Annotated in this window: 9 protein-coding genes; 2 read left to right on the forward strand and 7 right to left on the reverse strand. The window is 71.9% G+C overall.

The window, feature by feature from the left end; translation table 11 throughout:
• Positions 1-107: 107 nt before the first annotated feature.
• On the forward strand, positions 108-425 hold the full coding sequence (locus ACFQ7C_RS01295; protein WP_378896866.1) for a hypothetical protein: 318 nt from the start codon (positions 108-110) through the stop codon (positions 423-425).
• Positions 426-514: 89 nt separating this feature from the next.
• On the opposite strand, the gene ACFQ7C_RS01300 is transcribed toward ACFQ7C_RS01295, so the two are convergent.
• The 5 genes from ACFQ7C_RS01300 to ACFQ7C_RS01320 all read right to left on the reverse strand — a co-directional run bounded on the left by ACFQ7C_RS01300 (position 515) and on the right by ACFQ7C_RS01320 (position 9,552).
• Entirely contained in the window at positions 515-3,895 is a 3,381-nt protein-coding gene (locus ACFQ7C_RS01300; protein WP_378896868.1) for an endo-1,4-beta-xylanase, read from the reverse strand.
• 89 nt (positions 3,896-3,984) lie between these two features.
• Complete coding sequence (locus ACFQ7C_RS01305) at positions 3,985-6,366, reverse strand: glycoside hydrolase family 3 N-terminal domain-containing protein (RefSeq protein ID WP_378896871.1); 2,382 nt, start codon at positions 6,364-6,366, stop codon at positions 3,985-3,987.
• Positions 6,367-6,368: 2 nt separating this feature from the next.
• Positions 6,369-7,259 (reverse strand): carbohydrate ABC transporter permease, encoded by an 891-nt coding sequence (locus ACFQ7C_RS01310; protein WP_378896874.1) that lies wholly within the window; start codon positions 7,257-7,259, stop codon positions 6,369-6,371.
• A gap of 1 nt (position 7,260) precedes the next feature.
• Positions 7,261-8,253, reverse strand: a complete 993-nt coding sequence (locus tag ACFQ7C_RS01315) for a carbohydrate ABC transporter permease (RefSeq protein WP_378896877.1) — start codon at positions 8,251-8,253, stop codon at positions 7,261-7,263.
• A 3-nt stretch (positions 8,254-8,256) separates the two neighbouring features.
• Positions 8,257-9,552: an ABC transporter substrate-binding protein gene (locus ACFQ7C_RS01320; RefSeq protein ID WP_378896880.1), complete on the reverse strand. Its 1,296-nt coding sequence runs from the start codon at positions 9,550-9,552 to the stop codon at positions 8,257-8,259.
• A gap of 133 nt (positions 9,553-9,685) precedes the next feature.
• On the opposite strand from ACFQ7C_RS01320, the gene ACFQ7C_RS01325 reads away from it, so the two are divergent.
• Positions 9,686-10,843, forward strand: coding sequence for an ROK family protein (locus tag ACFQ7C_RS01325; RefSeq protein WP_378896883.1), 1,158 nt, complete (start codon positions 9,686-9,688; stop codon positions 10,841-10,843).
• Positions 10,844-11,020: 177 nt separating this feature from the next.
• Here the strand turns inward: ACFQ7C_RS01325 and ACFQ7C_RS01330 are convergent, their stop codons facing one another.
• Together ACFQ7C_RS01330 and ACFQ7C_RS01335 are read right to left on the reverse strand one after the other, a co-directional pair.
• Positions 11,021-12,103, reverse strand: a complete 1,083-nt coding sequence (locus ACFQ7C_RS01330; RefSeq protein ID WP_378896886.1) for a Gfo/Idh/MocA family protein — start codon at positions 12,101-12,103, stop codon at positions 11,021-11,023.
• Entirely contained in the window at positions 12,100-12,792 is a 693-nt protein-coding gene (locus tag ACFQ7C_RS01335; protein WP_378896889.1) for a ThuA domain-containing protein, read from the reverse strand. Before ACFQ7C_RS01335 ends, ACFQ7C_RS01330 begins: the two co-directional genes overlap by 4 nt.
• Positions 12,793-12,825: the final 33 nt, after the last annotated feature.

Raw genomic sequence — 12,825 nt, forward strand, 5'->3', positions numbered from 1 at the left:
CGCGGAGACGCTCACCCGCTCTACCCGGACTCGCTCGGAACGTCAACCCCCGTGCGCGGGAAACACGGTGGGACCAGGATCGTCGCACGACGAGAGGAGGCTCCGCGATGGTGCTCGAGAGTCCGACCTCGCCCGTACGGCGCAACGTCCTGCGTGCGCGCGTCATGCCGGCGCTGAAGGAGCTGCCGCTGCGACGCCCTGAGCCGCCCGCTCCCGAGGACGCGGCCGTCCGCTGGGAGCTCGTCGACATCGATCGCTACGAGGTGCGCGCCTGCGGCGCCACCGTCGGCTTCATCGACGTCGTCGGCGCGGTCTTCGTCGTGCTCGCAGGACCCCGGTACGACCGTGCCGTCGAAGTGCTGCAGACCCTGGATTTCGCCGCCGCCGTGGACTCGATCTGTCCCGGGGCGGCAGAGGCTCGCTGACCCCGGCTCGCTGACCCCGCCGGTGGCCGGCTGGGCGCCGCGGCTCCCGCGCGGAAGAGGGCGGGCGCGGCGCGCCCGCCCTCTTCGCATCAGCGCTTGGCCGGGACCTCGACCGGCTCCGACGTCGCCGTGGCCGACGGCGGGCCCCCGCCGGCGGCCGTGACCACCACCGTGAGGTCGTGCCCCCGGTCGGCGCCGCGCACCACGTAGGTGGCGCGCGTCGCGCCCGGGATGTCGACGCCGTCGCGCTGCCAGCGGTAGGAGAACGTCAGGTCGTCGGTGTCCCACTCACCCGGGTCGGCCGTGAGCTTGGCGCCCACCCCGGCCTGGCCCTCGACCGACGGCGCGACCGTGTTCACCGGAGCGGCGGGCGCGGCCGGGCCGACGAACTCGCCGACGCCCCACCGAGCGGTCGACTGGTAGCCGGCGCCCGTCGGGTCGGCCCAGTTGCGGATCGAGGTGCGCTGCCCGTCCGACGCGTCGTTGACCTGGAAGTCCAGGCCGTGGAACGTGCCGAGGCCGGCCGCGTCACCCAGGTCGATCGCGAGCTCCACGACGTACCCGCCGTCCACGAGCGCCGTGGCGGTCTGCACGCGTCCGCGCTGGAACGCCTCGTCGCCGGTGCCGAACGACACGGCGTTGGCCGCGCTCACGCGGATCTGCGAGTCGTCGTAGCGGTACGAGCCGTTCTTCGCGTTGCCCGGGTCGACGTACACCTCGACCGAGTCCTGGATCCACGGGTCCGAGCCGCTGACGTCGACGACGGGGTCGGCGACCTCCGCCAGCACGTACAGCGTCGAGCCCGACCACAGCGTCCGCACGGTCGCCGTCGCCCCGCTCTCACCGGACACGGCCTTGTCGGTGGTGACCGCCGCGGCGTCAGCCCACACGGCGTCGATCGTGCCGTCGACGACGGGCGCGGCATCCGCCTGCACCACCTCGAGGAACGACAGCGGCTCGACGAGGGTCAGCGTGCCGAGCTCGCCGGCCGCGTTCCAGCCGACCGTCGCCGCGCCGGTGTCGACGCGGAGGTCGAACGCGAGCGTCTCCCCCTCGGCCGCCGCATCGAGCGGAAGGTGCGCCACGAGGTCGTATCCGCCCTCGCGCTCGGTCACGACCGCCGGCACCTCGCCGGAGCCGTCCCGTGCCACGCCGTGCACGGCGTCGCCGAGCGCGAACTCGACGCCGTCCGCGGCATCCGTCGTGGCGTCATCGACGGTCGCGTACACGGTGAGGTGATCCGCGGTCCAGCGCAGCTGGAACGACGCGACGCCCTCGACGGTGAGCAGCGGCAGCCGATCCCACTCTTGCGATGCCGTCGCGGCGGCGTCGAGGGCGACGTCGCCGGCGAAGACGTTCGCCGTCCGCAGCGGTGCGGGCAGGTCGACGTCGACGACGCCGTAGTAGGCGGGCTTCGCGTGCAGGTCGTCGTCGAACAGGAGCGGCGCCCCCGAGTCGGCACGCCAGCTGCGACCGTCGGTGAGACCCCAGACCGTGACCGAGAACAGGTCGTCCGCGTGCTCACGGAAGACGCGGAACGCGTCGCGGTAGTAGTAGCCCTGGTCGACGAGCTTCGCCTCGGTCACCGGCGTGCCGGTCGTCACGTCGAGCTCGGTGACGGCCTGCGTGACGGGCAGGTGCTCGAACGCGACGATCGCGGCCTCGAGCGCCGAGACCGGCATCGCCAGGCTCACGTGGAACTGGTGCCCCACACCGTCGACCGGCACGCCCCGCGCCAGCAGGCGCTCGACGAGGTCGAGATAGCGCTGCTGCTTGCCGCCCTGCTCGGTGTTGTAGTCGTTGATGAAGAGCGTGACGGGCCGGTCCGCGCCGGCGGCGGCGTACACCCCGTTGAACGACTCCTCGGCGTACCGGAACGACAGGTCGATGAACTCCTCGCCGAGGATGCGGTACCACTCGCTGCGGCGCAGGCCGTCGGCGAACTCGCTGCCGTCGGAGACCACCTCGTTGACCACGTCGAACGCCCTCAGCGGATTCGTCGCGCTGCCGAAGAGTCCGTAGCGGTCGGACAGGTACTGCGCGACGTCGAACACGTGCGTGCGCAGCCGCTCCCGCAGCACCGCGCGGCCCGCGTCGTCGGCGGCGAGAGGCTGGCCGACGTCGTCCTGGAAGAAGAAGGCCGGCGTCTGGCTGTGCCACACGAGCACGTGGCCGTAGACGCCGAGGTCGTTCTCCTGCGCGAAGTCCATGAGCGCGTCCGCCTCGGCGTTCTCGGCGACGAAGTCCCCGTTCGCGTCGTACCAGGCCTCGGGCTTCATGAAGTTCTCGGGCGTCACCTGATCGAAGTGACGCAGGAGGAGCTCGGATGCCGCACCCGCCGTCTCACGGCTGTCGATGGCGACGCCCATGGGGAAGTCGACGGTCTCCTTGATTCCGGTGAGGTCTTCGATCACGGTCGGAGCCGGAACCCGCAGCACGACGTCGTCGATGTAGAGGTCGCTCGTGTTGCCGGTGGCGCCGTTGTCCCATCGCGTCTCGAAGTAGAGCAGCGACTGCGCCGCATCGGAGCCCTGGAACCGCGCGGTCACCTGGGTCCATCCGGTGTTCGTCACACTGTCGAACTGCGCGATGGTCGCGAACGCGGTGGTGCCGTCGGTGTTCGCGCGGCTCAGCCACACGCCGTCGACCGGCTGCCCCTCGCCGAAGCGCACCCAGGCGCTCAGCTCGTAGGTGACGGCGGGGTCGAGCAGGCCCGTGACATCGTGTCCGATGCCGTCGCCCTGCCCGCTGCGGTCGGTGACGACCGCCGACTGCGCGCCGCCGTGTGCGGCGGCGGTCGAGAGGTCCACGGTCGCCGTCGTCGAGCCGCTGCCCGAGCGGAGCGCCCATCCGTCCAGCCCTGTCTCGAAGTCGCTGTCGAGCACGATCTGATCCTCCGGCGGCGTGCCGGCGTCTTCGGTGGTGAGCACGATGTCGTCGACGAGGAACGACGGGTGCTGGCCGGTGATCGGCGCAGCCTCGATGTACACGTTCACCGACGCGAGTCCCGCCGGCACGGTGTACGTGCCGCCGATCTGCACCCACGACCCGGCCGTCGTGGCGACGGACCCGCCGATCCACGAGTAGGTGTTCGAGCCCGAGGTCGGGATCTGCTCCGCCGTGAAGTGCAGCCCGCTCGTGCCCTCCGTGCCCGCGGGCAGCTTGACCCACGCCGAGATCTCGTACGTCGTGCCCGCCGTCAGCAGGCCCGCGGAGCTCGCAGAGAGCCCCTGCCACTCGGCCGTGCGGCCCGTCACCGCGAGCGATCGCGTGCCGCTGTGCGCCTCGGCATCCGTCACCGTCAGGGTGACTCCGCCGCGCGGCCCCCAGGGGCCGGTGCTGCCGTCTTCGAAGTCCGTCGCGCTGACGGTGATCGGCGCGGCGCTCGCGGGGGCGGCGAGCCCGATCGTCGCGGCGGCGGCGGTCGCCGCGGCCACGAGGAGGGTTCCCAGGGTCCTGCGTCTTTGCATGGTGCGCTCCTTCGCGCGGTATGGGGATGGGGGGCGAGGGAGGGACTGCGGGTGCGGCCGGGATCGCGGGGCGATCCCGGCCGCGTGGCTCACTCGTCGGGGGTCACGACGACGGTCGCGTGCAGCCGGCGCGTGTGGTCCACGTGGCGGGGCTCGCCGACGATGCGGACCGACCTCGTCGCCACGATCTCGCCGCTGGAGCGGCCGAAGCCGAGCACGATCTCGCCCGGCTCGATCACCCGGCGGCCGTCGCGGCCGGTGAACGACGCGAGGTCGGCGGGCACCTCGAACGAGACGCGAGCCCGCTCCCCTGCCCCGAGCGGCACGCGCGCATAGGCGATGAGCCGCTGCACGGGCCGCACCACCGATGCGGCCGGATCGTGGAGGTAGAGCTGCACGATCTCGACGCCGTCGCGGTCGCCGGCGTTGCCGACGTGGATCGACACGGTCACCGCACCGTCGGCGGTGATCTCGGAGGCCGAGGACTCGGCATCCGACCACACGGCCGGCGCGTATCCGAGGCCGTGCCCGAACGGGTACGCCGGGGTCGGATCGATGTTCGACACGTCGTTCCGACGCGCAAGCCTCGACGCGAGATACGTCGACGGCTGCGCACCCGGGTCGCGCGGGATGCTGACCGGCAGGCGCCCGCTGGGGTTCACGCGGCCGCTGAGGACGCCGGCGATCGCTCCGGTGCCCTCCTCGCCCGCGAAGAAGCTCTGCACGATCGCGGCCGCCCGCTCGGGCGCCGCGCCGAGCGCGTACGGGCGCCCGGCGAGGAGCGTCACGACGGTCGGCACGCCGGTCTGGAGCACCGCATCGAGCAGCGCCTGCTGCGCACCCGGGAGCGTGAGGTCGGCGGCGTCGCAGCCCTCGCCGCTCGTGCCGCGACCGAACAGTCCTGCCCGGTCGCCCAGCGCGAGCACGACCACCTCGGCCGCCGACGCCGTCGCGAGGGCGTCGGCGAAGCCGTCGGTCTCGCCGCCGTCGATCGTGGTGCCGGGAACGTGCGAGATCTCGGCCTCGGGGAACTCCGCCTCCAGCGACTCGCGGAGCGTCGGCAGCGCGATGCCGAGGGGGAACTCCGGATGCCGCACCCCGACGTGCGACGGGAACGAGTAGCACCCGAGCACGGCGTAGGGGTCGTCGGCCACCGGGCCGATCACGGCGATGCGCCGGGGCGCGTTGCCCTGGGCGAGCGGCAGGACGCCGTCATTGCGCAGCAGCACGATCGCCTCCTCGGCGATGCGGCGGGCCAGCGCCCGGTTGCGCGGCGGGTCGAGGTCGACCGTGCCCCGCACGTCCTCGACCGAGTCCGCGGCGGCCGCGGCGAGCGCCGGCGGCACCGGCGACCAGTCCGCGTCGAGCAGTCCGAGCTCGGCCTTCTGCCGCAGCACGCGGCGCAGGGCGCGATCGACGAGCTCCTCTGCCACGACACCGTCCTCGACGGCGCGGACGAGATCGGCTCCGAAGGTCTTCACGGTGGGCAGCTCGACGTCGATGCCGGCGGAGAGGGCTCGGGCTGCAGCATCCGTCCACCCGTCGGCCACCCCGTGAAGATCCTTGAGGAAGGCGATCGAGAAGTAGTCCGCGACGACCGTGCCCTCGAAGCCCCATTCGTCGCGCAGCAGACCGGTGAGGAGGCTCTCGTCGGCGGCCGTGGGCACGCCGTCGAGGTCGGTGTAGGAGTTCATCACCGAGCGCACACCGCTCTCGCGGAGCGCCATCTCGAACGGCGGCAGCAGCACGTCGGCGAGCTCACGCGCGCCGACCGACACCGGAGCCAGGTTGCGGCCGCCCTTCGACGCCGAGTAGCCCACGAAGTGCTTGAGCGTCGCGACGACGCCCGCGCTCTCGACGCCCTGGATGTACGCGGTCGCGACGGTGCCCACGAGGTACGGGTCCTCGCCGATCGTCTCCTCGACGCGACCCCAGCGGGCGTCGCGGACGACGTCGAGCACGGGCGCGAGCCCCTGGTGGACGCCGACCGCGCGCATGTCGGCGCCGATGCGCTCGCCCATCTCGCGCACGAGCGCCGGGTCGAACGTCGCACCCCAGCTGAGCGGCACGGGGTACGCGGTGGCACCCCACGTCGCGAAACCGGCCAGGCACTCCTCGTGCGCGAGCGCGGGGATGCCGAACCTGTTGGCGTCGACGATCCGCTGCTGCGCGCGCTGCAGCGACAGGGCACCGATCGCGGGGTCCACAGGAGCCGTGCCGAACGGACGGGTGAGCTGGCCCAGGCCGGACGGCAGCAGGTCGTCGAGTTCGACGTCGTCCGACATGTCGTGCTGGTGCGGCGCGACGTCCTCCCCGTCGGCGGATGCGCCGACCCACACCCCGTACAGCTGCGCGACTTTCTCCGCCACCGTCATCTCGGCGATGAGCGCGTCGACGCGCTCGTCGATCGGCAGCGCCGGATCGTTCCAGAGGGTGAGGGTCGCAGCATCCGTCATGGTCGGGTCTTTCATCGTCATCCCTTCACCGCCCCGGTGAGCCCGCCGACGATGCGCTTCTCCGCGAGGAGGAAGAACACGAGTGCGGGGATCATCGCGAGCGAGGTGTACGCCAGCACGGCGCCGGTGTCCTGCGAATACTGGGTGGAGAACTGGGTCACGCCGAGCGGCAGCGGCCACAGCTCCTGCGGCAGCGTGCCCGTCGAGATCACGAGCAGCGGCAGGAGGTAGCCGTTCCAGCTCGCGACGAACGCCAGGATGCCCACCGTGATGAGCCCGGGCTTGGCGAGCGGCAGCAGGATGCGCCAGAAGAAGCCGAGGCGGGTGGCGCCGTCGATCATCGCCGCCTCTTCGAGCTCGTCCGGGATCGCCCGGAGGAACGGCACCAGGATGATGATCGTCGTCGGAAGGGCGAACGCGATGCCGGGGATGATCACACCGAGGTAGGTGCCGTGCAGGCCGAGCGTGCGCAGCAGCAGCGTGAGGGGCAGCGCGGCGACCGTGAGCGGGAACATGAGCCCTGCGGCGAACAGCGTGTAGAGTCCCTCGCGGCCCTTGAAGTCGTAGCGGGCGAGGACGAACGCGGCCATGATGCCGGCGATCACGACACCCGCCGTCGTGGCGACGGCGAGGACCGTGCTCGCGAACAGGTTGCCCCAGAATCGCGGCGAGCCGAGCACGGCGATCCAGTTCTGCAGCGTGAACGGGTCGGGAAGGCCGGCGGGGTTCGCGTTGAGGTCGGCCGTGGTGCGGAACCCGCCGAGGAACACGTACAGCACGGGCCCGACGGCGACCGCGGCGACGACCAGCGCGACGAGGTAGACGAACGGCTGGCCCCAGTCGAACCGGCGCCCGGCCGGCGCCGCGGCACGCGGCGAGCCGGTGACGATGGTGGTGGTGGCCGACATGTCAGCGGGCTCCGTTCGTGAGGGCGCCCTTGAGGTCGCGCCGGAGTGCGAAGCGCTGATAGATCAGGGCGATGACGAGCGAGATGACGAAGAGGATCACGGCGATCGCGCTGCCGTAGCCGGGCTGGCCGGCGAACTGGCCCTGCTGCACCATGTAGGTCGCCATGGTCTCGGTGGCGATGCGCCGCACCGCCGGGGCGACCGTCACCCACACCATGTCGAACACCTGCAGCGAGCCGATGATCGACAGGAACGCCCAGATCCGGATCGTGGGGCCGAGCAGCGGGATCGTGATGTGGCGCTGGATCTGCCACCAGCTCGCGCCGTCGATCTGCGCGGCCTCGGCGAGTTCCTCGGGGATGCCCTGCAGGCCCGCGAGGAACAGCAGGATCGCGAAGCCGATGTACTTCCACGTCAGCACGAAGAAGATCGTCCAGAGCGCGACGGCCGGATCTGCCAGCCAGTTCTGGGCGAAGGTCCCCAGACCGATCGCCTCGAGTGTCGCGTTGACCGCGCCGTTCGGCTGGAGGATGAGCTTGAACGCAAGACCCGCGATGACCTCGGCGAGCACGTACGGCACGAAGATGAGGAGGCGCAGGACGCCGCGTCCGCGGAGCGGACGGTTGAGCAGCAGCGCCACCGCGATCGCGATCGGACCCTGCACGAGCAGCGACATCACGAGGATGAAGAACGTGTTGCCGATCGCCTTCTGGAACTCGGGGCTGGTGAGCGCTCGCACATAGTTGTCGAAGCCGACGAACCGGCCGGAGTCGGCCAGGTTCTCCCACTGGAACGCGGGCGGGAGGTTGAAGAAGCTGTAGACCGCCGCCAGGATCACCGGCAGGATCACGAAGCCCACGAACAGGATGAGCGCGGGCGAGACGAACAGGAGGATCTCGAGGCGCTTGCGCGCCGAGCCGCGCCGCGGGCGGCGCACGGGTGTGGGGCCCGGGCCCGCGGTGACCGCGGGCCCGGGGGTGGTGAGTGTCGCCATGATCTACAGGGTCGCCGCCGCGTCCTGCATCTTCTGGACGATCTCTTCGGGGGTTCCGGTGCCGGCGAAGAGGTTGACGATGCCTTCGTTCATGGCGTTGCCGACCGTGGTGCCGAAGGCGGTGTCGAGCCAGAGCTGGACGAAGGATGCCTCCGCCAGGCCGTCGGCGACCATCTTGAGGTTCGCGTCCTCGAGCGATGCCTGCGCCGCGGGGACGGTCGGGATGCCCGAGCCGCTGGCCGCGAACTTCTTCTGAACGTCCTCGCTCATGATGAACGCCAGCAGCTCCGCGCACTCCGGCGGGGCGTCCGCCGAGCAGCCGAAGCCGTCGCCACCGCCGAGCGCGGCGGTCGGGTCGCCGTCCGCGCCGTCGATGCCGGGCACCGGGAACCAGCCGAGGAAGGCGGGAACCTGCTGGTCGGGGGTGAGCCCGCCGATCGTGCCGGCGTTCCAGTGGCCCATGAGCTCCATGGCGGCCTGGCCGTTGGCGACCATGCCCGCCGAGCTGCCCGCGCCCTGCTGTGCGGGAGTGCCGAGGAAGCCGTCCTGGAACGGCTCGACGCCCAGGAAGTCCTGGAGCTGCTCGCCGGCCTCGACGAAGCACGGGTCGCTGAGGTCGAACTCGGTCTCGGCGGCGGCGAGGGCCTCGGACGAGCACGACTTGAGCGCGAACTGGTACCACCAGTGCGCTGCCGGCCAGCCGTCGCCTGCTCCGACCGCGATCGGCGTGAAGCCCGCCTCTCGGAGCGCGCCGACCGCGTCGACGAGCTCGTCGAACGTCGTGGGCACCTCGACACCGGCCTCGGCGAACTGCTCGGTGTTGTACCAGAAGCCCTCGATGCCGAACGTGAACGGGACGCCGTACGTCTTGCCGTCGACCTGCCACGGGTTCGCGGTCGCGCCGACGCTCGTGATGGTGTCGGCGATCGCGTCGTCGAGCGGCTGGAGGTATCCGTTCTCGACCTGGTCGCGCAGCTCGCCGCCGGGCCACACCTGGAACAGGTCCGGCGGATCGCCCGCGGCCAGCGCGTTCGGGATCAGCGTGCGCTGCAGCTCCTCGTTCTGATAACCCGTCTGCTCGACCGTGACGCCCGGGTGCGCCTCCTCGAACTCGGCGGCGACCTCCTCCCAGACGGCCGGAAGCGGACCGGACGTGGCGTTGTGCCACCACGTGAGGGTGACGCCGTCGCCGTTGTCGCCTTCGTCACCGCCGCCGCCGGCACAGCCCGCGAGCACGCCGGTCGCCAGAGCGGCGGCAGCCACCCCGGCGAAGACGCGCATCCTGCTGCGTGTGTTCATCTTCGAACCTCTCGAAAGTTTCGACTTCTACGTCGAAAGTGATGTGGACGAGGCAAGAGTACGAGGAAACGGATTTGAGGTCAAGAGCAACAAATTACGTTCGAGCGACGGCGCGGGCCCTACAGTGAGACGGATGAGCGATCCGTCACCGGCCGAAGGCGTCCGCCAGCGCAACCTCGCGCGGCTGCTGCGACTCGTGCACCTCGAGGGACCGGTGTCGCGCGCGACGCTCACCGAGACGACCGCCCTCAACCGCTCGACGATCGCCGACCTCGTCGGCGAGCTCGTGCGCGAGGGACTCGTCGTCGAGCGCGCCCCCGACCCGTCGCGCCGGGTCGGTCGCCCCTCCCCCGTGGTCGCCGCCGATGCCCGGGTCGTCGCGATCGCCGTGAACCCCGAGGTCGACGCGCTCACGATCGCCGCCGTGGGCCTGGACCGCGGCATCCCGCTGCGCGAGCGCATCGAGCTCGACCACCTGCTCACGCCTGACGAGAGCGCGCAGCTGATCGCCGAGCGTGTCGGCCTGTGGCGAGCCGGCGAGCTGGCCGACGCCCGCGTCGTGGGCGTCGGCCTCGCGGTGCCGGGCCTCGTGCGCGCGGCCGACGGGCTCGTGCGCAACGCGCCGCACCTGCGCTGGACCGACGTGCCGCTGCGCGACCTGGTCGCGGACGCGACCGGCCTACCGGCCGCCGTCGGCAACGACGCCACACTCGGCGCGATCGCCGAGCACCTGTTCGGCGCGGCGGCCGGCTTCGACGACGTCGTGTACCTCAACGGCGGCGCGAGCGGCATCGGCGGCGGAGTGATCGTGCACGGGATGCCGCTTCTCGGCGCCGGCGGCTACACGGGCGAGTTCGGGCAGAACCGTCCCGGGATCGCGTCCGAGGCCGACCGGCGCGCCGGGAACGGCGTCCTCGAGGACGAGGTCAGCCGCGCCCGGCTGCTCGCCGCCGTCGGGTTGCAGGCGGCCGACGAGCCGGCCCTCGCCGCGGCGCTCGAGGCTGCGGGCACGGGCGCCGCGGAAGAGGTCGCCCGGCAGCGCCGCATCCTGTCGACCGCCCTCGCCAACGCGGTGAACGCCCTCAACCCTGCAGTGGTGGTGCTGGGCGGGTTCCTCGCCACGATCGCCGCCCCCGACGTGCCGGGGTTGACCGCGCTGGTGCAGGATCAGGCGATGTCGGCCAACGCCGAGGATCTCGAGATCCGCGTCGCGTCCCTCGCCGAGGATCGCCTCCTCATCGGCGCCGCCGAGGCCGCCTTCGCCGAGCTGCTCCGCGACCCCACCGCCTGACCGCCCCGGGCCGTGCCAGCCGCAGGCTCTGAGCAGAGGCCGCCGTCGCCCGCGGCCTTTCAGCCTTCCCCTTCGACAGGTCAACCGCGCTTGCACAGGAGGATCTGCCGCAGCTGCCTCCTCCACAACTCCGGTTGACCTGTTGAAGACCCGAGAAGGGATGCTTGCGCCGGGGCGTCAGAGGCTGCGCCAGACCTCCGCTGGGGTCAGGGGCACGAGTGACGGGCGCTCGACGGTCGTCGTGAGCGGCTCGCGCACCCCCGACGCCGCCGATGCGGCGAGCGCCGTCATGATCTCGAGCACGTGCAGGGCCATCTCGCCGCTCGCGCGCCCCTCACCCGCAACCAGGTCCAGCAGTCCGATCCCGCGCCCGGAGTAGACGTACCCGGCCGAGGGCTCGAGGGTCTCCCACGAGCCTCCGCCGCGCGCGTGCATCTGCACGTCGCCGGCGAAGTTGTTCGGATCGGGCACGATGAGCGACCCCTCGACGCCGTGCACCTCGATCGGCGCGGCCGTCGAGCGGACGCCGTCGAAGCTCATCGTGACGGTCGAGATCGCTCCCGACGCGTGATGGAGGATGCCGGTCAGATGCGTGTCGACCTCGACCGGGACGCCCTCCCCCTCGCGCGGACCCGAGCCGATCGTGCGCTCGTCGCGCGACCGCGACGACGCACCCGACACCGCCGTCACCGGCCCGAGCAGCTGCACGAGCGAGGTCACGTAGTACGGCCCCATGTCGAGCAGCGGCCCGCCCCCTTCGCGGTAGTAGAAGTCGGGCTGCGGATGCCAGGACTCGTGGCCGGCCGAGATCCACATCGCCGCCGCCGACACGGGCCGGCCGATCCGCCCGTCGTCGATCGCTGCTCGCGCGGTCTGCACGCCGGTGCCGAGCACCGTATCGGGCGCACCCCCGACGCGGACGCCCGCGGCGGCCGCGGCATCCGTGATCCGCGCAGCGTCCGCGAAGGTCGCCGCGAGCGGCTTCTCGCCGTAGACGTCCTTACCGTGTGCGATGGCGGCGAGCGCGACCTCGGCGTGCGCGGCGGGGATCGTCAGGTTGAGGACGGTGCGGATGCTGCGGTCCTCGAGCAGATCGAGCGTCGTGAGCGCGCGGCACCCGGGGATGCCCTCCGCCGCCGCCTCGGCGCGGCCGGTGTCGAGGTCTGCGACGGCCGCGATGCGCACGCTCGACGCCGGGAGCAGGGTGTCGAGGTACTGACGGGAGATGACTCCGAGCCCGACGATCCCGATGTCGGTCACCGCGCGGCCCACAGCATCCCCCGTTCGATGATCGTGCGGACGTTCGGGTGCTGCAGCACCTCGGGCGTGTGGCCGGGGGTGGCGACGAACACGCGTCCCTGGCCCCAGTCCCGCGTCCACACCGCGGGCGAGACGATCGGCCGGTGCCACGGGTGATACGGCTGCACGGGGTGGGTGGTGGTCGCGAGCACGTCGATGAGGTCGTCGTGGAGCACCCAGTACTGCTCGGTGGTGAGCGCGAAGTCGGCGATCCCCGCCGTGATGTCGTGCGTCCGGCCGAGGTCGGTGATCTCGACCGTGTAGTCGAGGTAGTTGTCGGTCTGGTCGCCGTGCACCTCGTCGGGGTGCTTCGACGGGTGGGTCGCGAACTGGCCACCGACGAGCTGCAGGTAGTCCGAGCTCGCGCGGAACGAGTCGGCGATGCCCCCGTGCCAGCCGGCGAGGCCCGTGCCCGCGGCGACGGCGTCGCGCAGGCCCCGGATCGCCTCGTGCGACGCCTGCGACATCGTGACGCACTGCAGCACGAGGTCCGTCGCCGCCATGCGATCGGCGTCGGCGTACACCTCCGGGTCGTCCTCGACGCTCACGTCGAAGCCGCTGTCTCGGAGGAACGGCATGAACAGGTCGGTCGCCGCGGTCGGATGGTGGCCGTCCCATCCGCCGCGGACGACGAGGGCGGTGCGGGTCATGTCGAGCTCCTTCGCTTTCCAGGCACCGAGGAT

The sequence above is a fragment of the Microbacterium sp. NPDC056569 genome, from assembly GCF_042793475.1.
In the GTDB taxonomy this organism is placed as follows: Bacteria; Actinomycetota; Actinomycetes; order Actinomycetales; family Microbacteriaceae; genus Microbacterium.